This is a genomic window from Burkholderia sp. IT-111MI5 (genome assembly GCF_949752865.1).
In the GTDB taxonomy this organism is placed as follows: Bacteria; Pseudomonadota; Gammaproteobacteria; order Burkholderiales; family Burkholderiaceae; genus Burkholderia; species Burkholderia pyrrocinia_C.
Genome location: NZ_CATKIF010000071.1, coordinates 43467 through 66733 on the forward strand (window position 1 = coordinate 43467; position 23267 = coordinate 66733).

At 64.7% G+C, this 23267-nt stretch carries 18 protein-coding genes and 2 pseudogenes; 13 read left to right on the forward strand and 7 right to left on the reverse strand.

Going from position 1 to position 23267, the window contains the following annotated elements; translation table 11 throughout:
* The first annotated feature begins 6 nt into the window (after positions 1-6).
* On the forward strand, positions 7-1065 hold the full coding sequence (locus tag ACM6JT_RS31555; protein WP_407972664.1) for an ABC transporter permease: 1059 nt from the start codon (positions 7-9) through the stop codon (positions 1063-1065).
* Positions 1066-1089: 24 nt separating this feature from the next.
* Here the strand turns inward: ACM6JT_RS31555 and ACM6JT_RS31560 are convergent, their stop codons facing one another.
* From ACM6JT_RS31560 to ACM6JT_RS31575, 4 genes are read right to left on the reverse strand one after another with little or no spacing between them, the layout of a single operon-like run.
* Entirely contained in the window at positions 1090-2049 is a 960-nt protein-coding gene (locus ACM6JT_RS31560; protein ID WP_034184617.1) for an ABC transporter permease, read from the reverse strand.
* Positions 2042-3079, reverse strand: coding sequence for an ABC transporter permease (locus ACM6JT_RS31565; protein WP_034184688.1), 1038 nt, complete (start codon positions 3077-3079; stop codon positions 2042-2044). The genes ACM6JT_RS31560 and ACM6JT_RS31565 overlap by 8 nt, the downstream gene beginning before the upstream one ends.
* Positions 3076-4635: a sugar ABC transporter ATP-binding protein gene (locus tag ACM6JT_RS31570; RefSeq protein WP_131946864.1), complete on the reverse strand. Its 1560-nt coding sequence runs from the start codon at positions 4633-4635 to the stop codon at positions 3076-3078. The genes ACM6JT_RS31565 and ACM6JT_RS31570 overlap by 4 nt, the downstream gene beginning before the upstream one ends.
* Entirely contained in the window at positions 4632-5603 is a 972-nt protein-coding gene (locus ACM6JT_RS31575; protein ID WP_131946873.1) for a sugar ABC transporter substrate-binding protein, read from the reverse strand. The genes ACM6JT_RS31570 and ACM6JT_RS31575 overlap by 4 nt, the downstream gene beginning before the upstream one ends.
* Positions 5604-5894: 291 nt before the next feature.
* Between ACM6JT_RS31575 and ACM6JT_RS31580 the strand changes: the two genes are divergently transcribed.
* Both ACM6JT_RS31580 and ACM6JT_RS31585 read left to right on the forward strand, forming a co-directional pair.
* Positions 5895-6971 (forward strand): substrate-binding domain-containing protein, encoded by a 1077-nt coding sequence (locus ACM6JT_RS31580; protein ID WP_034184614.1) that lies wholly within the window; start codon positions 5895-5897, stop codon positions 6969-6971.
* Positions 6972-7043: 72 nt separating this feature from the next.
* Positions 7044-7574 (forward strand): OsmC family protein, encoded by a 531-nt coding sequence (locus ACM6JT_RS31585; RefSeq protein ID WP_034184613.1) that lies wholly within the window; start codon positions 7044-7046, stop codon positions 7572-7574.
* 390 nt (positions 7575-7964) lie between these two features.
* On the opposite strand, the gene ACM6JT_RS31590 is transcribed toward ACM6JT_RS31585, so the two are convergent.
* The 3 genes and pseudogenes from ACM6JT_RS31590 to ACM6JT_RS31600 all read right to left on the reverse strand — a co-directional run bounded on the left by ACM6JT_RS31590 (position 7965) and on the right by ACM6JT_RS31600 (position 9804).
* Positions 7965-9056, reverse strand: a complete 1092-nt coding sequence (locus tag ACM6JT_RS31590) for an IS5 family transposase (protein WP_034184612.1) — start codon at positions 9054-9056, stop codon at positions 7965-7967.
* 141 nt (positions 9057-9197) lie between these two features.
* Positions 9198-9311 (reverse strand): annotated as a pseudogene (locus tag ACM6JT_RS31595) (IS5/IS1182 family transposase); the annotation flags it as partial.
* 52 nt (positions 9312-9363) lie between these two features.
* The gene (locus ACM6JT_RS31600) at positions 9364-9804 is read right to left on the reverse strand and encodes an RICIN domain-containing protein (RefSeq protein ID WP_034184611.1); all 441 of its coding nucleotides are present in this window, start codon (positions 9802-9804) and stop codon (positions 9364-9366) included.
* Between the two features lie 349 nt (positions 9805-10153).
* On the opposite strand from ACM6JT_RS31600, the pseudogene ACM6JT_RS31605 reads away from it, so the two are divergent.
* The 10 genes and pseudogenes from ACM6JT_RS31605 (at position 10154) to ACM6JT_RS31650 (ending at position 23258) form a co-directional block, all read left to right on the forward strand.
* Positions 10154-11108, forward strand: a pseudogene (locus tag ACM6JT_RS31605) (IS5 family transposase).
* A 1198-nt stretch (positions 11109-12306) separates the two neighbouring features.
* A complete protein-coding gene (locus ACM6JT_RS31610; RefSeq protein ID WP_235212576.1) occupies positions 12307-13251 on the forward strand; it encodes a GlxA family transcriptional regulator in 945 nt (314 codons plus the stop codon).
* 829 nt (positions 13252-14080) lie between these two features.
* Positions 14081-15157, forward strand: coding sequence for a sugar transferase (locus tag ACM6JT_RS31615; protein WP_414857895.1), 1077 nt, complete (start codon positions 14081-14083; stop codon positions 15155-15157).
* A 168-nt stretch (positions 15158-15325) separates the two neighbouring features.
* Entirely contained in the window at positions 15326-16501 is a 1176-nt protein-coding gene (locus ACM6JT_RS31620; RefSeq protein WP_414857896.1) for a polysaccharide biosynthesis/export family protein, read from the forward strand.
* Positions 16498-16932, forward strand: a complete 435-nt coding sequence (locus ACM6JT_RS31625) for a low molecular weight protein-tyrosine-phosphatase (protein ID WP_034184607.1) — start codon at positions 16498-16500, stop codon at positions 16930-16932. The genes ACM6JT_RS31620 and ACM6JT_RS31625 overlap by 4 nt, the downstream gene beginning before the upstream one ends.
* A 49-nt stretch (positions 16933-16981) precedes the next feature.
* Positions 16982-19219, forward strand: a complete 2238-nt coding sequence (locus ACM6JT_RS31630) for a polysaccharide biosynthesis tyrosine autokinase (RefSeq protein ID WP_414857897.1) — start codon at positions 16982-16984, stop codon at positions 19217-19219.
* 63 nt (positions 19220-19282) lie between these two features.
* Entirely contained in the window at positions 19283-20515 is a 1233-nt protein-coding gene (locus tag ACM6JT_RS31635) for a lipopolysaccharide biosynthesis protein (protein WP_414857898.1), read from the forward strand.
* Positions 20516-20543: 28 nt separating this feature from the next.
* Entirely contained in the window at positions 20544-21743 is a 1200-nt protein-coding gene (locus ACM6JT_RS31640) for a capsular biosynthesis protein (protein WP_414857899.1), read from the forward strand.
* 1 nt (position 21744) lies between these two features.
* The gene (locus ACM6JT_RS31645) at positions 21745-22275 is read left to right on the forward strand and encodes a serine O-acetyltransferase (RefSeq protein ID WP_034184603.1); all 531 of its coding nucleotides are present in this window, start codon (positions 21745-21747) and stop codon (positions 22273-22275) included.
* Positions 22272-23258, forward strand: coding sequence for a glycosyltransferase (locus ACM6JT_RS31650; protein WP_414857900.1), 987 nt, complete (start codon positions 22272-22274; stop codon positions 23256-23258). Before ACM6JT_RS31645 ends, ACM6JT_RS31650 begins: the two co-directional genes overlap by 4 nt.
* The last annotated feature ends 9 nt before the right edge of the window (positions 23259-23267 follow it).

A 23267-nucleotide genomic window follows, 5' to 3' on the forward strand; every position in this document is an offset into this window, starting at 1 on the left:
CCTCCGATGAAACCCGTTTCCACTTCCGTCGTGCCCGATGCATTGCCTGGCGAACGGGCCGGCCGTCCCGCGCCGGCCCGCATTCGCACTGCGCTCGAACGCACGGGCATCCTGCTCGTGCTGGCCGTTCTCGTCGTCGTGTTCGCGTTCAGGGAGCCCGCGTTCCTGAACCTCGACAACCTGTTCAGCATCCTTCAGGCGGTGTCGATCGTCGCGCTGCTCGGCATCGGCGTGACGATCACGCTCGCGGCCGGCGGCTTCGACCTGTCGGTGGGCAGCGTGGCCGCGTCCGCGCAGATGGCCGCCAGCTACGTGCTGGTCGTCTGGCACGGCGGCACGCTCGCGGCGGTGGCCGCCTGCGTCGCGCTCGGCGTGGCCGCCGGGTTGTTCAACGGCCTGCTGATTACGCGGCTGCGCGTGCCCGACCAGCTCGCGACGCTCGGCACGCTGTTCCTGCTGGCAGGCCTGCAACTGATCCCGACCGGCGGCCGATCGCTCGCGACCGGTTCGGTGCTGCCCGACGGCACGGACGCGACGGGCGTGTTTCCCGCCGCGTTTCTCGCGCTCGGGCGCCTGCGCCTGTTCGACGTCGTGCCGTTGCCGGTGCTGCTGCTCGCGGCGGTGACGGTGCTGGCCTGCGTCGCGATGGAAGCGACGCGCTGGGGCCGCGTGATTTACGCGATCGGCGGCAACGAAACGGCCGCGCGGCTCGCCGGCGCGCCGGCCGCACGCTACCGGGTCGCCGCGTATGTCGTGTCGGGCGCGATCGCGTCGCTGGGCGGCGTGCTGATCGCCGCGCGGGTCGGACGCGGCGACGCGAGCGCCGGGCATTCGCTGCTGCTCGACGCGGTGGCCGCCGCGCTGGTGGGTTACGCCGTGTGGGGGGCCAAGCGGCCGAACGTGTTCGGCACGGTCGTGGGCGCGGTGTTCGTCGGCGTGCTGCTCAACGGGCTGACGATGCTGAACGCGCCTTACTACATGCAGGACTTCATCAAGGGCGTGTTGCTGGTGCTCGCGCTGGCGTTCACGTTCGGCATCGGTCGCCGTGCGGACGCGCGTGCATGACTGGTTGGGACGCGCGGCGCCGCGTCAAGCGGCGCGGCTGCGCCGTGTCGCGAAGCTCAGCGCGAGCACGGCGAGGATCAGCGCGCCGGTGGCCACCTGCTGCCAGTAGAAATTCCAGCCGATCAGCAGCAGCCCGTTGGCGACCAGGCTGATCAGCAGCACGCCGAACAGCGTGCCGGTCACGCCGGGGCGGCGCATCGGCGACAGCGTCGTGCCGATGAACGTCGCGCCGATCGCGTTCAGCAGGAAGCCGTTGCCGGCTTGCGGCACGTAGGCCTTGACCGTCGACGACAGCAGCAGGCCGACCACGCCGTAGACCAGTGCGCTCGCAACGCACGTCACGACGATGGTCGCCGCGACCGGCAGGCCCGAGTAGCGCGCCACGCCGGCCTGCGCGCCGAGCGCGATGCTGCGCCGCCCGAACGTGGAGTGCGCGAGCGCGACATGCACGGCGACGGCCAGCGCGCCGACGATCCACAGCGGCACCGGTACGCCGGCGAACGTGCCGTGCGCGAGCGCCCCGAACAGCGGCGGCAACGCCGCATTCAGCAGGTAGACGGGCTGGCCGCCGCCGGTGGCGAGTTGCTGGACGGTCTGGCCGATGAACAGCGTGCCGAGCGTCGCGAGAAACGGCGCGATGCCGAGCCCGGCGATCAGCGCGCCGTTGAACGCGCCGACCAGTAGCGCCGCGCAAAGACCGCCCGCGAGCGCGGGCAGCACGCCGACCTGCTGCGCGCACAGTTGCACGAACACGAGGCTGGCGAAGTCGATCGCGGTGCCGAGCGACAGGTCGACCGCGCCGATCGACAGCGCGAGCGTCATGCCGAGCGCGGCAATCGCCAGCAGTGCGAAGTTGTTGGTCAGCACGTCGGCAAGGTTGGCGGGCCGCGCGAACCCGGGCGCGCACACCGCGAAGAACGCGAACACCGCGACGAGCGCGGCCACGAGCGAGAACCGCTGCAAGCGGTCGGTCCATTCAGTCATGGGCATGGTCTTCCGTATGGCGGCGCCGAATCACGGCGGTCGTCGCGACGACGAACAGAATCAACGCGCCTTCGACGCCGTTGATCCAGTAGCTCGAGACGTTGTCGAGCTGAAAGCCGTTGCCGACGATGCCGACGAACAGCACGGCGAGCAGCGTACCCGGCACCGTCGGCACGAGCCGCCGCGAGAACACGACGCCGAGCAGCGCGGCCGCGACGACGGCCAGCAGGTTTTCGCCGGCGCCGGGCGCGCTGCCGCTCAGCAACGCGCTCGACGCGAGCGCGGCGAGTGCGGCCGCGATCCCGCTCAGCACGTAGCTGGCCGCGACATAGGCGTTCACGCGCAGCCCGGCGGCGCGCGCGGCGTGGCGATGCGCACCGGTCGCGGCGAGCCGCAGGCCGAAGCGGGTCCGGTGAACCAGCACGGTAAACAGCAGTGCGGCGCCCGGCAGCGCGTACGCGAGATGCGGGATATCGAACGGGCCGTTGTCGAGCAGGAAAGCCAGCAGCGGGCTTGCCGCCGCGACCGACGTGTTTTGCGTCAGCACCAGTTCGAAGCCGGCGCACAGGTTCATCGTCGTCAGCGTGGCGAGCAGCGGGAAGATGCGCAGCACGATCACCGCGAACGCGTTCAGCGCGCCGACGGCCGCGCCGGTGGCGAGCATCAGTGCGAGCGCCGCGCCATCCGTCGCGCCGTCGCGCAGCGCGACTGCCTGCACGGCCGCGCACAGGCCCAGGTTCGCCGCGACCGACAGGTCGAGGCCGCCGCGGATCGGGTCCGGGCCGCCGCCGATCAGCACGACCGTCAGGCCGAAGCCGAGCAAGCCGATCACGACGGATTGCTGCAGCACGTTCGCGAGATTCGCAACCGTCAGAAAGAGCGGCGAACTGGCGGCGAATGCCGCGAACACCGCCGCGAACGCCAGCAGTGCGCCCCAGCGCAGCCAGAATTGCGCGTCCGATGCAGCCGGCGGCAGCGCGAAAGCGGCGCCGCCGGCTGCCTGCGGCTGGCGGTCGAGCGGCCGGCTCATGCGGCGATCTCCCGTGGCGGCGTGCGGCCGCGCGCGCCGCTCGCCCACGCGAGCAGGTCCTGGCGAGTGGTGTCGCGCGTCGCGACCTCGTGCACGATCCGGCCGCGCGCCATCACGAGCACGCGGTCGGTGAGCTCAAGCAGTTCGAGCAGGTCGCTGGAAAACAGCAGGATTGCGGCCCCGTCGCGCGCGAGCCGGTCGAGCAGCCGGTAGATTTCCGCCTTGGCGCCGATATCGACGCCCACCGTCGGCTCGTCGAGCAGGTACACGGGGGAGGTCCGCTCGGCGCCGCGGCTCAGCCATTTTGCGAGCGCGACCTTCTGCTGGTTGCCGCCGGACAGTTGGCGCACCGGCGCGTCCGGGCCCGGCGTCCGGATGCCCAGGTCCGCGATCAGCCGCCGCACCGCGTCGTCCTCCCGGCGCCGCGCAAGCAGGCCGGCGCGGCTGAACCGCCCGAGGCTCGCGAGCGTGACGTTCTCGCGCACCGACAGCGCCGGCGCGACGCCGTGCGAGCGGCGGTCTTCGGGCACGAACGCGATGCCGTGCCGGACCGCGTCGCGCGGGCCGCGCAGCCGGGCCACGCGGCCGTCGATGCCGATCTCGCCGCGCATGCCGCGCTCCAGGCCGAACAGGCTGCGCACGACCTGCTTGCCGCCGGAGCCAAGCAGCCCCGTCATGCCGACGATCTCGCCGCGCCGCACGTCGAACGACACGTCGTCGAAACGACCGCGCACGGATAACCCGGTCACCTGCAGCACCGGCTCACCGGGCACGCGGGACGGCCCGCGCGGGCGCGACGCGGCATCCGTGCCGAGCATCGCCGCGACGAGCGCTTCCGTCGACGTGGTGCGCGCGTCGACGTGCTCGACGTCGACGCCGTCGCGCAGTACGGTCACGCGATCGCACAGCGTCGCGATCTCGTCCAGGTAGTGCGATACGTAGAGGATCGTCAGTCCGCGCTGCCGCAGACGGTCCAGTGTCTGCAGCAGCCGGTCGACCTCGCGGCTCACGAGCGCGGCGGTCGGCTCGTCGAGCACGAGGATGCGCGGGTCGCGCATCAGCGCACGCGTGATCTGCACGATCTGCTGCTCGGCGACGCTGAGCTCGGCGATCAGCCGGTCCGGCGGCAGCGCGATGCCGAAATGCCGCTGCAACGCATCGTGCGCCGTGCGTCGCATGCGCCGCATGTCGAGCAGCCCGGGCACCCCGGCGCCGAACGCCGGCTCGCGGCCGAGCGCCAGCGCTTCGGCGACCGTGAAGGTGGCCGGCAGCAGGCGCTCCTGGTGAATGAATTCGATGCCGGACGACGGCGCGTGCGACCCGTTGGCGGCGAGCGGCCGCGCGACACCGTCGATCTCGAGCGTGCCGGCGTCGGCCGCGTCGATGCCGGCGAGAATCCGGATCAGCGTCGACTTGCCCGCGCCATTCTGGCCGATCAGGCCGTGCACGGTGCCGCGCGGGACGTCCAGCGACGCGCCGCGCAACGCCGGCACTCCGTCGAAGCGCTTGACGATCCCGCGCAGCGCCAGCGCGGACGGGCCCGCGCCGGTGCTCATTGCGGCCCCGTCTGCCCGAGCGTCTGTTGCGCCGTGCCGGCGTTGTCCTTCGTGACGAGCAGCGACGGCACGTACGTATAGGGCGGCAGCGCGCGGTCTCCGGCCAGGTAGCGCGCGACGTTGTCGACCGCCGTCTTGCCGATCAGCGCGGGCTGCTGCGCGACCACGGCGGCCGCGCTCGATTTCGGGTCCTTCACGAGCGCGACGACGTCGGGGCTGCCGTCCACCGCGTAGGTCTTGATCTCGCTGCGGCGCGCGGCGTCGACGGCCTGCGTCGCGCCGACCTGCGGCACGTCCCACGCGGCCCAGATCGCGGCGATCTGTCCTTTCGGATACTTGCCGAGCAGCTGGCTCACCTGCGCGTACGCGCTCTGGACCGTGTTCGGAATTACGTCGCGCAGCTCGGGCTGGATGATCTTCACCTTCGGGTAATACTTCAGCACGGCCTTCAACTGGTCGTAGCGGATCGCGCACACCGGCACGCCGTAGAAGCCGTTGAACACGAGGATGTTGCCTTCGCCGTGGATGTCGTTGACGAGCTTCAGCGCGAGCTGCTCGCCGATGAAGAAGTTGTCCGAGGTCGTGACGTTCAGGCTCGACGGCGAGGCCGTGTCGATCGTGAACAGCGGAATGCCGGCCTGCCGGATCTTCTGCAGCCACGGCTCCAGCACGGTCGCCGTGCCGAGCTGCTCGATGATGGCGTCCGGCTTCTGCGCGATCAGCGTCTGGATCTGCGCGATCTGCCGGTTGTCGTTGCGGCCGGCATCGAGCGCGATCGGCGTGCCGCCCAGGCGTTTCACTTCGTCGATCGCGCCCTGGTAGGCCTTCAGGTCCCAGTAGTGATCGGTGCCGATCGCGGTGATGCCGATCCGCTTGCCTTTCAGCGACGGCACCGCGGCGCCGGCCGGCGCGTCGCCTTGAGCGCGGACCGGAGAGAAGGCGCCGGTGGCCGCGAGCGCCAGTAGCATGCCGGCAAGCGAGCGGCGGATTCGATGGGGACGTGTCATGGCGTCGAAGGATCCGAAGGAAATGAGGGGGCTGAATCGTGCGACTGTAGTCAACGCGGGGTGCGCTGCCCAACCATCGATTCCTGCGACGGTTATCACGCGCGCGCTCGATTGCTTATTCCCGGATCGAAGCGTTGCCGCCGCAACCGATTTGACATCCGAAGGAATATCCATTGCCGAATCGCTCGGTTTGAGCGCGCATGTCGCGCTGATAGATTGTGCGGATATCGTTCCCACGGAGACAGGCAGACCATGCGATCGTCGCTTCGCCGCAAGCCGCGCATCGACCGGAAGGTCGGCGTGCTCACGCTGTTTTTCGCAGCTGCATTGGCTGCGTTCGCACCCGCGGCGCACGCCGGCCCGCTCAAGGGCGCGCCCGCACCGTTCGACAAGGGCGGCGTGAAGATCGCGCTCGTCAACTATCTGTCGACCGGCGACTTCTTCCAGGCCTACGAGGCCGGCGCGCAGAAGCAGGCGAAGGCGCTCGGCGTCGATTTGCGCATCTACGAGGGCCGGCAGGACGCGGCCGAACAGCGCGAGCAGATCCAGCAGGCGATCGGCATCGGCGTGTCCGCGATCATCGTCAACCACGGCTTGCCCGAATCGTTGAAGGACGTCGTCCAGCGCGCGCTGGACAAGGGGATCAAGGTCGTCGCATTCGACGTCGATCTCGGCAATCCGAAGGTGCCGCAGATCGAGCAGAGCGATCGCGACCTGGCCAACCTGCTGCTCGGTCAGGCGGTCAAGGACAACGGCGACGCATTCGCGGCCGGTTATGTGTATGTCGCCGGCTTTGCGCCGCTCGACCGGCGCGATGCCGCATGGCGCGACTTCAAGCGCGCGCATCCGAAGGTGCAGGAAAAGGCGCGCTGGGGCACCGTCGACAATCCGATCGCGCAATCGGTCGCGAATCAGGCGGCAGCGGCCTATCGCGCGAATCCCGACATCCGCGTCGTGTTCGCGCCTTACGACGAGTTCGCGCGCGGCGCGAAGCTCGCCGCGGACGAAGCGAAGCTGTCGTCGAAGATCCGCATCTACAGCGCGGATATCTCGACCGCCGACATCGAGGCCATCCGCGCGCCGAACAGCGCGTGGGTCGCGACGGCCGCGACCAATCCGGCGATCGTCGGCGCCGTGTCGGTGCGGGCCGCCGCGCTGCTCGTCGCCGGCCAGGACCCGGGAGCGCGCATCGTCGTCAAGCCGACGCTGATCACGCGCGACGATCTCGTGAAAAACGACATCCGGACCGTGGCCGAACTCGGCGCGAAGTTCCCCGCGTTCCGTGCGAGCGACGCGGCGACCGCCGCTTGGATTCCGAAGGCGGACTGAGCGCCGCCGACAGCGGGCGGCGGACGCCGCCCTGCGCGAAGTACAACCGACTGACGCACCGACGACCCGGCCATGACGACCCTGAACGACTATCTCGCCCAAAAACGCGACGCCTGGCGCGCGAAGCAGGAAGCGGCACGCAACGATCCCGATTTCAAGGCGACGCCGCTGAAGGCGACCGTGCGCGCGCTCGGCCGCAGCGGCGTGCGCGAGATCCGCATTCGCGACTTCCAGGTGATCAGCGACAGTCCGCCCGACTTCGCGGGCTACAACCTCGGGCCCGCGTCGCCGGAGTTGCAGCTCGGCGTGCTGGGCAGCTGCCTCACGCACATCACGCTGATCCAGGCCGCCGAGCGCGGCCTGAAGATCGATGCGATCGAGGTGGAGGTGACCGGCGACCAGCATCCGCTCGCGCAGCAGCCGGGCTTCGAGCATGTGCCCGTGTTCCCGCACAACCTTCGCTATACGCTCGACATCGTGTCGCCCGAGCCGCCCGACGCGATTCGCGCGCTGCATCAGGCGGTCGAAGCGGTCTGCCCGATCTTCAACCTGCTGAGGTTGCCGCAGACCATCGACGGCGAATTGCGGCACACTCGTGCATGACGCGCGGGGGCGCATGCTTGCAGGACTTGCCGGCTCATGGCGGGGAATTTCAAGCCCCTCGGAATCCGGATGCGGATGTTTGAGGATGGGTCGTTGGTGAAAATTAAAATAATTCAATAAGATACTGGTTGATTTTCGATAAAAATGTCCGGTGCTTTGTGTATAGGCGGCATGTAGGCGTTTAGGATCTACATCGATCCTCGGTACAATTGACAACTAAGTTCATAATAAGATGGCTGTTAACAGGCCGTTGAATTACTGTCCGTCCTGACGTATTTTCCCTTCCGCCGTTCACGACGATCACCGCGAAGCGTTCGATTTCGGCTCGCTCTGCCGATTTCAATGCGAATGGATCAACGTCGTGGGCTTCCCGGTGCCCACTCTGGTACCTCAGGCGCTCTGCGGGCGCAACGCGGCCAGCGATCTCAACCGCGTCAGGTTGTAGGCTGCCATCGTCAGAGTCAGCAGTTGGTCCACTTTCTCGAGACCACGAACCATGACCTGTCGCAGCGGGCCTATCGTCTTGCCCCAGCCGAAGCACTGCTCAATGCATTTCCGTTTGCGCTGGCTCAGCGCGTAGCCCAGGTGCCGCGTCGTGCGTTTATCGATCGCGCTGCCGCCGCTGCGTTTCGTGTTCCGCGCCACATGCGGCGTCACGTTCGCGTCCCGGCAAGCCTTGATGAACCCGCGCGTGTCGTAACCCTTGTCGGCCCCGACCGTGATGCGTCGATCTGGTCGCGCGACGTCCTGCAACATCTCGGCGGCAACATCGCGTTCGGCTCGGCCATTCGCCCGGCTGGCCTGTACATTGACCACCAGACCGTGCCGATTGTCGGTCAGCACATGACCGAGATAGCTCGGCAGCGCCGGTGCAACATTGCTCTTTCGGTACAGGCGGCTGTCACCGTCGCTCTTCGATTCATGCGTTTCGTTGCTGCGCGGCTGGCCGTGCCAGTTGCCTGGCGGCCGGTCGTCGTCGCTACCATCTTTGCGACGGATGCTCTTATGGCTAGCCCAGGCCTGAATCAGTGTGCCATCGACGCTGAAATGTTCGCCCGACAGCAGGCCCCGTTTCTGCGCCGTTTCCACCGTCGCGTTGAACAGCTCCGTCACCGCGTCGAATTCCAGTAGCCGATCCCGGTTCTTGCTGAACACCGAGTGGTTCCAAACCGCATCCTCGATCGACAGGCCTACGAACCACCGGAACAGCAGGTTGTACGAGATCTGCTCGACCAGTTGCCGCTCGCTGCGGATGCTGTACAGCACCTGCAACAGCATCGCCCGCATCAGTTTCTCAGGCGCGATGCTCGGTCGGCCTCCCTTCACGTCGACTTCGTACATCGCCGAGAACTTCGCATCCATCTTCGACTGTGCTTCGTTCAGCCACGTCCGGATCTGGCGCAGCGGATGCGCCTGCGGAACAAATTCCTCTAGCCTCACCGTGCTGAACAACGATTCGTTGTAACCGTCCGCGCCTCGCATCTGCCTGCTCTTCCTTGATCTCGGGAGCCTACATCGTGCAGGACGGACCGACGTATTTCAACGGTCTGCTAGCTGCGGTCGAAATTGGCGTTGTTGCATTAATCGGGCGTAGTGACGAGGTAAGGGCCTATGGTCATGATTTCAGGCAATGCGAACGGATTGCGGACGTGTGAGGTCCGCCATGCGGTTCAGCACGCCCACGCGGATGGCAACCTCGGCTGCCTGCGATTCGGTGCGTCGTGCCCACAGGCAGTTACGATGGTGCGCCGAATAAGTAAATCGGCGCACCATCGAAGCCTGGGTCAGGTCACTTCTTGAAAGAATCCTGGGGGACCGGAACCGGGCTCCAGATCTCCGCATCCGATGCGTTTGCCGCGAATGTCCAGATGGGCGTGCCGTTCGCGACCTTTCTCCATTGGAGGTCGAAGACAAGTTGCGAATTGGTCACGTTTTCGATGTAGCCCGATTGCGTGTCGTCCGATTGCGGGTCGAATTGCCATTGCTGAGAGGCCGACGCGTGGTTTTTCACGTAGGTGTTCAGGGCAAGGTATTGTTCGTCGGATACCGTTCCGCAGTCGATGGCGAGCGTGGGGTCGCTGTGCAGCGTGATTCCGCCATCCGATTGAAAGTCCCACTCGGTATACAGGTGGTCCGTACTGGCGGGAACGAGCACCACCCTGTTGCCTTTGACGCGATCGGTGACGCCGATGAGCCAGTTGGTATCGGCCGTGTAGTAAATTTTTGCCATTTTTTCCTCTGAGGGGTAATTGGATGAGTCGATAAATGAATGCTTCCTTCCCGACAGCAGCCTCACACGGAAATCATCCTTTCCACAAGATCCTTGATGTATCTGCATATAATCGACTAAGAATCGTCGACGCTTTATTGGCAAGGTTTGAGGATGGGCTTCTGCCTGGGATAAACATTAGGCCCGTCACATCGCTGAATCAATTACATGCGATTACACGACAGGATGGCGTTGTCGCATAAATCGGGCGAGCAAGCGGCCGGCTGACGTTTACGCACAACAGCCGGTCCGGCACCCTTTTTAACGATTCGGGTTCCAGCGTAGATTATCGATTTTTGGCTTCGAGAAGATGCGCAGGGACAAGGGCAAGACGAGCGGACCGAAGGCTCGCTACCGTGTCAGGAACTGGTCGACCTACAACGCTGGCCTGATCAACCGAGGTAACGTCACGATATGGATCGATGAAGCCGCCCTTGCGGGCATACCGGAGGCCGAGCCAACGCGCGGCCGTCCGCGTCTGTACAGCGCCGCGCTGATCCAGGCGCTGCCGGGCATCAAGACCATGTTCCGCCTGCCGCTGCGCGCGCTGCAAGGCTTCGCGCAAAGCCTGCGCGAGCTGGCTCGTCACCTTGCCCGTGCCGAATTACACGACGCTCTGCCGCCGTGCGCAAACGCTTGAGGTCCAACTGCCGATTGTTGACGACGGCGAGCCGATCCATCTGGTGGTCGACAGCACCGGCGTGAAGGTCTACGGCGAAGGCGAATGGAAGGTGCGCCAGCACGGTTACTCGAAGCGCCGCACGTGGCGCAAGGTGCATCTCGGGCTCGACGCGAATACCGGTCAGGTGCGCGCCGCGTTGATGACGCATCAGGACGTCGCCGATGGTGACGTCCTCGCCGAACTGCTCGACCAGATCCCGGACGATGAGCTGCTCGATGTCATCGGCGGTGACGGGGCCTACGACACCAAGCCATGCCATGCCGCGATCGCCGCGCGCGGTGCAACGCCATCGATCCCACCGCGCGAACGCGCTGCTCATTGGCCCGCGAACAGGTCGGGCGCGACATGGCGCAACGACGCGGTCGATGCGATTGCTCGACTCGGCCGCCGCGAATGGAAGAAGGACAGCGGCTACCATCGACGCTCGCTCGCGGAGAACGCGATGAATCGCTTCAAGACGCTCACGGGTAACTGCCTGTGGGCACGACGCACCGAATCGCAGGCAGCCGAGGTTGCCATCCGCGTGGGCGTGCTGAACCGCATGGTGGATCTCGCACGTCCGCAATCCGTTCGCATTGCCTGAAATCATGACCATAGGCCTTACCTCGTCACTACGCCCGATTAATGCAACAACGCCACGGTATGTACCGGCATAGCTTCGACCATGTGATCGCGAAGCTGTTTTGATTTGCGGTAGAGACATTACGGACCGGCACGGGCGTCGTGACGTCGCCGTGTCCGACGCGCGATCTGCCGTTACTGTCGAAACGAACCTGGGCGCAGATCCGCGTCGCGCTACCTGTCGACTGCGACATCAATATGTCGAATACGTCGTTGGCTCGACATCGGTGCACCAATTTCGCGCATTCGTTCATGGATAAATTCCAATTCAACGAGAACGTTTGCGCGGCACTGTATCGGAATATTCGACGACTACACCGACATTCGATCGTCGATACACGGCAGGGCGGCTGCACGAATTTTCAATAACATTCGATGAATATTTCTGCGGCGAACGTTTGCGCGAAATCGAAGCGTATACGCATTCCCATGCGGCGCCGTCGATTCGTGTTCAGCGATCGTCGGACAGAACACACACAATTCCATCGATTGTGGTCTGCATTGTGTTTAAGGCCGGTGCGCTCGACATCGACTTAACCGTGCTGCCAGAATGCACGAATAATCGGAATAGCCGCCCGGGTTTGCGCCCGGCGGCATGCAAGTATCGCCGCTCTGGCAGTGGGCGCCGGCTTCATCCGAACGTGGGCGGTATCTGACAACCCACGATCGAAACGGGTTCCACAGTGTCGGTGCATGGTCGCCGCTACACCGTCCCTCATCCGCTCCTGCGGTGCCAGCCGGCATTTGCAGCGCATCGGACGGTCCCAATTCCTTCGCAATCGTCCGAAGCCGGAAGCGCCTCGCGTTATCCCGTTTGGTATCCCTGGTCAATGATTTACGTCAATTTTGCGTCGGATCTTATGAATACATTCACAGCGGATCCGACGGTTGTCAATAAATAGTGTCACATCGTCGGCTTGATTGATTCCGACAACAACACGGCGAAAACAGACATTGATAAATCGGCGAATGAAGGTCGCCGCATATGATGCAGCGCAGAATTCAAGAAATGTAAGAAATTGTTAAAGGGCCGCAAGATGCAAACAGTGTCGAATCATTCATCGACGGGGTTAAGCGTGAATCGTGGTAGAGGCCCCGGAAACGGGCATCAACGAGCAAGCGTAATCGTACTGTTGCTCGAAGGTTTTTCGATTATGCAGATGGGCAAGCTGGCTGCGGTTTTCGAACTTGCCAATCAGCTCGGTCGAGCCGACGGTGCATTCGTCGACCACTACGAATTGCGGCTTTATTCGATTCATGGCGGCCCGGTACGTTCGTCGTCCGGTGTCGGGATCTGGACGGACGCAGCCCGCACGCTCGAGTCAAGCACGGTTCACGCAATGTTCGTTCTGAGCGGTCAAGGCGGGATCGACGAACTCGACGAGCAGTTGATAGCGTGGCTCAGGCACGCGCATCAGCGCGCGCGTGTCGTCAAGGGCAGCAGTGGTGGCCGGAAGTTGCTGGCGCAGATTCATCTGGCCCAAAAGGAGGTCGACAAGGAGTCGTTGGCGGTGAGCGGCGACGGTTCTTCGCACGCCGGACGCGATGACGTCGAACATGCCGGTGATGAGGACGACGGGCCGTTCTCGGATGCGTTGTCGATCGTTCGCGTCGACATGGGTTATGAAATCGCGCAGGAAATCGTGACGTGCATGGTGTCCGGTGCGAATCGCAAGCTGACCGACGTGCTATTCGGCGCACGTGTCGCGCGGGCCAGCACGTTGATCCGGAGGGCGGCACATCACCTGCGCGTCAACAGCGAGAATCGAATCTCCATCGCGGACGAGGCGCAGGCCGCTGCGATGAGCGAGCGTAATTTCCTGCGGCGTTTCAAGAACGAGATCGGCGTCACGCCGACCGAGTTCGTACTGAGAATCCGCCTGGAAAAGGCCTGCCGCATGCTGATCGAGACAGATCTTCCGGCCGACAAGGTCGCGAGACGAACCGGCCTTGGCAGTGGCGACCGGATGGCCAAGCTGTTTCGCCAGCACTTGCAGACTTCACCGACCGAATACCGGGCCGTCGCTCGAAAAGGCGGCGACGCTTCGGCGGAGATGCTGTATGCGTCGGACCTGAGCGGCTGGATGAACGGCGTGACATCCTAGACGCGCGATCGCCGTTCGCCACTCGAAGTCGATTCGCATAAATTCATTGCGATGAAAATAAAAAACATCCGGATAGTAATATTTCATTCGAATGACGCGATGACCATTCCGGAATAAAAAATACGGATATCCGTCAATCGCCATGCGACGAAGGTGGATTCGGCCACAATCGTGGCGCGGTCCGACACGAGCTGTCCAAAACACGCTTCCACTCGATTAATTTATCGACTGGCCTTTCGAGGAGGCGGCACCCCGGCACTCCTCGGAATTTTGCCTGCCGTGTCGTCGTGAGCGCACAGTGCAGGCCTTTTTATTCCTCGAGCCAGCATTCGCGTCGACGGTATCCGGCCGATGCTCGCTCGCATGTTCCGGGCGTTGATCAGGCGATGCAATCTCTGCACGGTGTGACGGACAAGGCCGGCAAGATGAATCACGAATTTGCGGAAATGGCGTGTCGCCATGGCGATCGGGATTCGAGAATTGCTCATCGCGATCGCGCGTCATTTTTTGCGTGGAATTTCACCGGGTTAATCGTGAAATCGCTCGAATAATCCCGCCGCGGTATCAGCCTTGATTTCTTCCGACATCAACAAGGCGAATTCGGACGCAAGCGATAAAAGCGTGAGTCGCGACGAATATGATGCACTGCGGAAACACTGAAGCAACGATGTCGCGACGAGCAAACGGGAGGTCGCGCGGACCGGCCAGCCCGCTGACACCGCGCCGCGTCAAGACCGAACGTGCGCCCTCGGGCGACATGAATTGCAGACGTGAAGCGCTGGTGCGCCGCGTGAACGGGTGTTGGATGATGAATTAGGAGTTCATATCAATGAATTCGTTGATCAATCGGGCTACCGACATCGGACTGATCGTGCTGGGCGCGTTCATTCCGGCGTTGATCGGTGCCACCGGCGGTGCGCGTGGGTCCCTGTTCGACGGTGCGCTGGTTGCCTTTGCCGCCGCGCTGGCGTTGTCGGTATTTCCCGCCTGCGGCATCTACGAGGTCGCGCGGATGCAATCGCCGCTGCACGTGCTCGGCCGGACCGCGCTCGCGTGGAGCGTCGTGCAGGGCATGAGCACCGCGCTCCTATACATCCTGCATCGTGCACACGTCCTGTCGAACGAATGGTTCGTGTACTGGACGCTCGCGAGCGGGATCGGCCTGATCGCCTTCCGCGCGCTGACGCTAGCGATCTTCGGGATGATCGAGCGTGCGGGCGGCCAGGTTCGAGCGGCCGCGATCGCACACGCCGACCTGCGCGGTCAGATCGAGCTCGGCCACCGCACGGTCGGACGAATCAAGCGGATGGTCAAGCGGAGCTTCGACCTGGTCGGCGCGTCGTTGCTCCTCGTCGTGTTGGCTCCTGCGCTGTTGGGCATCGCATGGGCCGTGCGGCGCGATGGCGGCCCGGCGATCGTCGGGCACGAGCGCGTCGGCCGCAACGGCCGGCCGTTCAAGTGCCTCAAATTCCGCTCGATGGTGACGAATGCCGATGCGGCGCTCAAAGCGCTGCTGGAGCGCGACCCGGACGCCCGAGCGGAATGGGATCGTGAATTCAAGTTGAAGAACGATGTCCGTATCACGCCGATCGGCCGCTTTCTCCGCAAGACGAGTCTCGACGAACTGCCGCAGTTGGTGAACGTGCTGAAGGGCGACATGAGCCTGGTCGGGCCGCGACCGATCGTCGAGGCCGAGCTTGAACGCTACGGCGCAGACGTGCGCTACTACCTGATGGCGAAGCCCGGCATGACCGGCCTCTGGCAGGTCAGCGGCAGAAACGACACCGACTATTCGACGCGCGTGTCGCTCGACGTTTCCTACGTTCGCGAATGGTCGCTGCGCCGCGACATCGGCATTCTCTTCCGGACGATCAACGTGGTGCTGCGCGGTTCGGGCGCGTACTAGCCGTCGCAGCGGGCACACCGGGGAACGCGCGGCGGCGCGTCGCGATAGCAGGCGCTGCGGTCTGTAGTGGCAGGAAGCATGTCCGATCTAGACAGGGGTGCTGTACTCGCGTCGGCACGGCGCGAGGCGATCGGAGCAATTTCAAATTAGAACAAGTGCGAGGTTGTAATGCAGAGGTTGCATCAAATCGAGTCGGCACGTTTGTCCGCGCCGCGCCGAACGTCGCGTGTCGGTCCGCTGGCGATGATTCTGCCGCTGTGCGCATTGCTGGGCGCGTGCGGCATTGCGCCGGGCATGCGCATGCAGCAACCTCCGTCGATTCCGCTGCAGAGCGGGACCACGCCGGACGAGAATGCCGCGCTGCCGGTTCCGGTCACGAACATCGACCTGTCGCTGATTCGGCGGATGCGCGAGACGGAGCGCAGTACGCGCGGTGAATCCCGCGATATCGGTGCGTCGCCGGACGCGTACACCATCGGCCGCGGCGACGTGCTGCAGATCACGGTGTGGGACCACCCAGAACTGGCGGCGGCACTCGGCGCGCCCGCACAGGCCGCTCCGCGGGCGGCGGACGCGCCGCCGGGTTTCGTCGTCGATCAGGACGGCACGCTGCAGTTTCCTTTTGCGGGCCGGCTGTCGGTTGCAGGACTGACGGCCGAGCAAGTGCAGACGCAGCTCACGCGCCGTCTCGACAAGACGTTCAGGAATCCGCAGGTCACGGTGCGCATCGCGTCGTTTCGCGCAAAACAGGTTTATATCGAGGGCGAGGTGCACACGCCGGGCTCGCAGCCCTTGAACGATATCCCGATGACGTTGTACGACGCGATCGGGCGGGCGGGCGGATTTTCGGCTGCGGCCGACCAGAGTCGGATCGTCGTCGTGCGCGACGGCGTCGAGCGCCGGATCGACCTGACGGAGATGGCCGAGCAAGGCCGTAATCCGTCGAAGATCGTGCTGAAGAACGGCGACCTGGTGCGCGTGCTGCCACGCGACGAGAGTGGCGTGTTCGTGATGGGCGAGGTCAACAAGCCCGTGACGGCGTTGCCGATGCGCAATGGCCGATTGACGCTGAGCGAAGCGATTTCGCAGGCCGGCAGTCTGAACGCGAACACGGCCGATGCCGCGCAACTCTATGTGGTGCGCGGCATGCAGGACGAGCAGCCGCAGGTCTACCACCTCGATGCCAGGTCGCCGGTCGCGATGGTGCTGGCGAACCAGTTCCAGCTGAAGCCGAAGGACATCGTGTACGTCGACGGCAACGGCCTCGTCCGGTTCAGCCGCGTGCTGAGCCTGTTGCTGCCGGCCATCAATGCCGGCCTGACCGCGGCCATTGCGACCAAATGATCGAATCCATTCTGATCGTCTGCGAGGGCAACATCTGCCGCAGCCCGATGGCCGAAGCGATGCTGCGCCAGGCGATGCCCGGGCGCCGCGTTGCGTCCGCCGGCCTGAACGCACTCGTGGGTATGCCGGCCGCGCCGTATGCGCAGGACGTCATGCGCCTGCGCGGATTCGACGTGTCGACGCATCGCGCGCAGCAGATCGGCCGGTCGCTGTGTACCGACGCCGACCTGATCCTCGTGATGGACAGGCGGCAGCGCGCATCGCTCGAGAACCAGTTCCCGTTCGTGCGGGGACGCGTGTTTCGCGTCGGCGAGTACACGGATTTCGACGTGCACGACCCGTACCGCCAGCCGAGGTTCGTATTCGAACGCTGTGCAAGGCTGATCGAGCTCGGCGTGTCCGAGTGGTCGAAGCGCCTTCGTATCGTTTGACGCGGCCGTCGGTCGATGCCCCACTGGAACTCATTCGCCTCATATCGTTATGACTGAACAATCCGCTCCGCCGCAGCAAACCGCCGAAGACGGCAGCGAGACCGATTTTGTCGCGGTGCTCGACATCCTGCTGGAAAGTCGCTGGCTGATCGCGACGATCACGTGCGTGTTCCTGGTCGCGGGCCTCGCGTATGCGATTCTCGGCAAACCCGTGTTCGAAGCGAACATCATGGTCCAGGTCGAGGACAGTCCCGATACGTCGGCCGCCAAGTCGTTGCTGGGCGATGTGTCCGCGTTGTTCGACGTCAAGTCGTCGGCCGCCGCCGAACAGCAGATTCTCGCGTCGAGGCTGGTCGTCGAACGCGCGGTGGACAAGCTCAAGCTCTTCATCGATGCATCGCCGAAGCGCTTTCCGCTGATCGGCGACTGGATCGCACGCCACGGCGACGGTCTGTCCGATCCCGGGTTGGCCGGGTTCGGCGGTTACGCATGGGGCCGCGAACGTATCGACGTGACGCTGTTCGACGTGCCGCGCAAGAATGAAGGCGACACGTTCACGCTGACGAGCCTGGGCGGCAAGCGCTATCGGCTCGAAGGCGGCGATCTTGATGCCGCGGTCGACGGAACGGTCGGCACGCTCGAGCATTTCCGGTCACCGCGCGGCCCGATCGCGCTGCGCGTGGACGCTATCGTCGCGAAACCCGGCGCCGCGTTCGTGCTGGTCCGCAACTCCCGGTTGAAGACGATCGAGGATATCCGGGACCGCCTGAACGTACAGGAGCGCGTGAAGCAGTCGGACGTCGTCGTCGCCAGCCTGCAGGATACCGATCCGAAATGGGTCAGCGACACGATGAACGAGATCGGCCGCCAGTATGTCCGGCAGAACATCGAACGGAAATCGGCGGAGGCTGCGCAGTCGCTCGAATTCCTGACCGCGCAATTGCCGCAGCTCAAACAGCAGCTGACCGAATCCGAGGCGCGCCTGACGGAATTGCGCAACGAGCACGGTACGGTCGATCTCACCGAGGAAGCAAAGCTCGCGCTGGCCCAGACCGCCGACGCGAAGACGCGCCTGCTCGAACTGCAGCAGAAGCGGCAGGAGCTGATGTCCCGCTTCACCGAACGGCACCCGAGCGTGGCCGTGATCGACGAGCAGATCGCGGCGCTGAGCGGCTATCGGAACACGGCCGAGTTGCAGATCCGGCGTTTGCCGGACCTGCAGCAGGAAACCGTGCGACTGATGCTCGACGTGAAGGTCAACACCGATCTCTACACCGCGTTGCTGAACAACATGCAGCAGCTGCAACTCGTGCAGGCCGGCAAGGTCGGCAACGTGCGTCTCGTAGACACCGCGGCGGTGCCGGAAGTGGCGGTGCGGCCGAAGAAGGCGCTCGTCGCGCTGGCGTCGCTGCTGCTCGGGCTGCTCGCCGGCTGCGGCACCGCGATCGTCCGCTCGATGCTGTTCCACGGCATCTCGGATCACAACGAGATCGAGCGTCGTCTCGGCCTCGCGGTGTACGCGACGGTACCGATCAGCGACCACCAGCGCGACCTGGCCGAAGAGGCCGCGCGCAAGAGCGGACACAAGTCGATCCTGTCGATCGACTTCCCGAACGAGCCGGCCGTCGAGTGTCTGAGGAGCCTGCGGACCGCGCTGCAGTTCGCGATGCTCGAGGCGAAGAACAACGTGGTGCTGATCGCCGGCCCGGCGCCGGGCGTCGGCAAGACGTTCATCTCGTCGAACCTCGCAGTCGTGATGGCCAGCGCCGGCAAGCGTGTGCTGCTGATCGACGGCGACATCCGCAAAGGCCGGCTGCACGACTATCTCGGCTTCCCGCGCGGCCGGGGTTTCACTGAACTGATCGCCGGCGGTGCACGCGTGGAGGACGTGATGCATCGCGAGGTGGTCGACGGCCTCGATTTCATTTCGACCGGGACGATGCCGAAGAATCCTGCGGAGCTGCTGCTGAACCGGAATCTCGCACCGCTGCTCGGCGATCTGTCGTCGCGTTACGACATCGTCATCGTGGACTCGGCGCCGGTTCTCGCCGTACCCGATAGCGGCATTCTCGGCGCGTTAGCCGGCACGGCGCTGCTCGTCGCGCTGGCCGGCAAGACGAAGCTCGGCGAAATCGGCGAATCCGCGAAACGCTTCGCACAAAACGGCGTTCGCCTGAACGGCGTCATCTTCAACGGCGTCAATCCGCGGCTCGGGCAGTACGGGTACGGTTCGAAGTACGGCGGTTACCGGTATGTCGCGTACGAATACGGGATGCACGATGCGTGACGCGCGTGTTGCCGTCGGCGGCCCGGCGCACGCGTGCGATCGCGCACAGCGCACGGAGGCGAGATGATCAATCCGCGGGATTCGATCGTGTCGCTGGCCGGCGTCGTGGTCGGGCAGATCGCGCTGTTCGTCTGCATCTTCGTGATCGGACGACGGTTCGGGCCGGAGTCGCTCGGCCACTTCAACTATCTGCTCGCACTGGCGACCTTCGGCGGCACGCTGCTCGCGTTCCGCTACGAACTCGCGTGCGTCGACGATGCACCGGGCGAGTCGTTCAACGCGTTCGTCAATGTGACGGCGCTGAGTCTGGTCGTCGTCGCCGGATTCGGGATGGTGATCGCCATTGCCGGCCGTACCGATCTGTATCTCGTCACCGTCTATGCGCTGGCGTCGTTCGTGCAGCTGGCCGCCGGGTCCTACCTGAACAGCCTGCGGCGCTACGGATGGATTGCGCTGTCGCGCGTGGTGGTCAACGGGGCGTTCCTCGTCGGCCTCATGCTGTCGCTCGCGTGCCCTGCGTGCGGGCACGTCGACGTGTTCGCGCTGTACGCATGGGTAACCGCGGCCGTCTCGGTCGTGATGGCCGGTACGATCCTGCTCACCGGTTATCGCGCAGGCTATTCGTTCAGGCTTTCACGCGGGTTCTTCGTCAGGAACCGCCGCTTCGCGCTGTATATCCTGCCGTCGACGCTATGCGCATCGGTGCTGACCTATGCGCTGTCGATTGCGATTCCGTACTGGTTCGATGCGCAGAGCGCCGGCTATTTTGCCGCCGCCTATCGGCTCGGTTTCTTTCCGGTTTCGCTGATCGCGCAGAGCGTCGGCGGCGTGTTCCGGCGCGACGCCATCGGCGCGATGGCGCGACCGGATGCGGGCACGACGGTGCCTCGGGTGTACCGGACCTACGCACGCGCGCTCGCGGGGCTCGCGGTCGTGTACATGGCGGGTGGTCTGCTGCTGTTCGCGCCGCTCGTCAACCTGTTCTTCGGCGAAAGCTGGCGCGGCTCGGTCGGGTTCTATCACAGCCTGATGCCGCTGTTCGCGCTGCAGCTGATCTACGTGCCGCTGTCGCAGATCTTCCTGGCTGCGCGCGCGCAGCGCATCGATTTCCTGTTTCAGCTGACCTGCGGCGTGTGTCTGGCCGGCGCGCTGGGCATCGCGAGACTGATGAACCTGTCGGCCTCGACGAGCGTGCAGATTTTTTCGCTGACGGGCGCGGCGCTGATGGCGGCCGGCATCGCGCTGACGTACCGGGTCCTCGACACGAACCTGTCCCGATCCCGGGCGCTGGCGTGAGATCGCCGATACGACGAACGAGCACACCATGATCCTGATAGTCATCGATTCTCTCGAGCGCTACTACTTCGCCACTCGCCTGGTGAACGCGGTCCGGCACGAATACGAGTTCGCATTCCTGACGAGCGAGCCGGTCGCGCATCTCGGCCTGCTGTTGGGCGGCTACCGGTCGGTGTACCTGAACCGGCTGATGCCGATCGACGTGACCGGCAGTCAGCCGGCCGACCGCACGCCATACCAGCTGTCGATCGAGGTGCTGAACGGGCAGATGACGGAGACCCGCGCGAAGCGCGAGTCGGCGGCGATCTTTCATATCGCGTCGGAAGTCCTGCGCGGCCTGCGGATCGAGCAGTGCGTGATGTGGAACGGGCAGCAACTGGTGTGTCGCGCGGTGCGGCAGGCATGCACAGTGTACGGCGTGGCGACCTGCTTCATCGAGATCTCGAATCTGCCGGGCAAGCTGTTCGTCGATTCGCTGGGCGTCAATGCGCTGTCGACGATCAGCCGCAACCCCGAGGTCATCGATCGCCTGCCGCTGCCCGACGAAGACACACATACGCGCTGGCTGTTGACCTACGAACGCTACAAGCGGATGCCGTTGCCGCAGGCCAGAACGTCGCTCGCGCGCAAGGCCGCGTCCGCGACCAACTATTTGCTGAAGGCGCTCAGCCGAGGGGTCGCCCGGCGGCGCCTGGCCAGCGTGCGTGCGCGCAACGGGATGCCGGCACCGCGGCAGGCCACGTACATGTCGGCCGACACGCTGTCGACCTGCCGCTATGTGTTTCTGCCGTTGCAGGTGTCCGGCGACACACAGATCAAATTGCACTCGGACGTCGGCAATCTCGATGCGATTCGCCACGCGTTCGAGTTTGCGGCGAACGAGAGCGCCGATCTGTTCGTAAAGCTCCATCCCGCCGAGACCGATGCGGCGGAGATCGACGCGATCGTGCGCCTGCAGGAGACCTATCACTTCGAAATCGTCGCGTCGCCGACGACGGACCTGCTCAGGCACGCGTATGCGGTCGTCACGATCAATTCGACGGTCGGCCTGGAGGCGATGCTGTACGGCAAGCGTGTGGAGTCGCTAGGCCGCTGCTTCTACAAGGAATTCGACCGCGACCGGCTGCTGAAGTACATCCATTCGTTCCTGATCGATGGAATCGATTACTTCGGCGCCGAGCGAATCCCCGCCGACGCGGCGCGGCGCGTGTTCGCGAGGCGGCACTGACATGGCCGTCACGTTGCGACAGACCGCCGAGGCGATCGCCGAAGACTGCCGCCGCAATGCGTTCGTCAAGACGCGCAGCGTGGTGATCTTCTATCGCGTCGTGCATTACCTCGCGTGCCGGAACCGGCTCACGCTGCTGGCAGGCGCGCCGCTTATCCTGATGTACATCGTGTTGTGCGACTGGCTGATGGGCATCGAGATTCCGGTGAAGACGAAGATCGGCAAGGGACTCACGATTTATCACGGCACCGGCCTCGTGATCAACGGATACACGGTGATCGGCGACTACTGCACGCTGCGACACGGCGTGACCATCGGCAACACCCTCCTGAAGGACGGCACGATCAGCGGCGTTCCGACGATCGGCGACCACGTGGAGTTCGGCGTTCACAGCGTCGCGCTCGGCGCGATTCGTGTCGGCGACCGCGCGCGGATAGGTGCCGGAGCAGTGGTGTTGACCGACGTGCCGGACGGCCGCGTCGCCGTCGGCGTCCCGGCGCGCATCCTCGACAACGGACAGGAACCGAAATGAAAGTGTTCATTCTGCACCCCGGCAAGGCGAACTATCCGGAGATTGCCGCCTACGGGCGTTGCCTGCGCGCGCACGGATTCGAGGTATTCGACGGTGACCTCGACGCATACGCACGTTTTCCGGATCGGGACAGATGCGTGCTGTGGTGCATCATGGGCTTCTATCGTGCGTTGCCGCCCGCGCGGTTCGTGATTCACGACTATCGCTCGCTGTCGGTCGGCCGGCTCGCGGCCGTGAAGGACTACATGAAGCGGATGCTCAACGTCCGGCCCGATCTGCGGATCTTCCAGAACGGGCGGATGCGCGATGCGATGGCGTTTCGCGACGACGTGCGCTCGTTGCTGTTGCCGATGGGCGTGCCGGACTGGATCTTCGATCCGGCCGACGTCGAGGCCGATGCCGTAGTCGGCAGTACCGCCGACCTCCACGCCGACTCGGTGAAAACACCGTCGGGAAGGTTCTGCTATATCGGCGAAATGAGTCGTGAACGCGGCTTTCACAAGGTGCTGGCTGCCTACCGCGACGCGCGACGTGACGAAACTGACACGCTCGTGCTGGTCGGCCACCCGGAACCCGAAATTCGCGCGGCGTTCGGCGACACGCCGGGCATCCGCTTCGTCGGCCGCGTGCCGCAGCCCGACGCGCTGCGCATCGTTCGCGACAGCGAATACGCGGTGTGCTTCTTCCCATATCACCGGCCGCATTGCTTCCAGACGCCGACGAAGCTGCTCGAATACGCGTCGCTCGGCAAGAAGATCGTCTGCAACGACGCGCCGTCGAATGTGCGAACCGCGAACGAGCTCGGCATCCGGTGCCACGTCACCGGTGCGACGATCTTCGACGAACTGTTTCCGCTGTCCCGGATCAGCGCGAGCCGTCCCGACCCGGCCACGATGAAGTCGCTCGAATGGGGGCGCGTGATCGAGGGGTCGGGTGTGCTCGCGTATATCGATGCGGTCGTGTCGCATCGCTCGGGTATTTGACGACGTCGT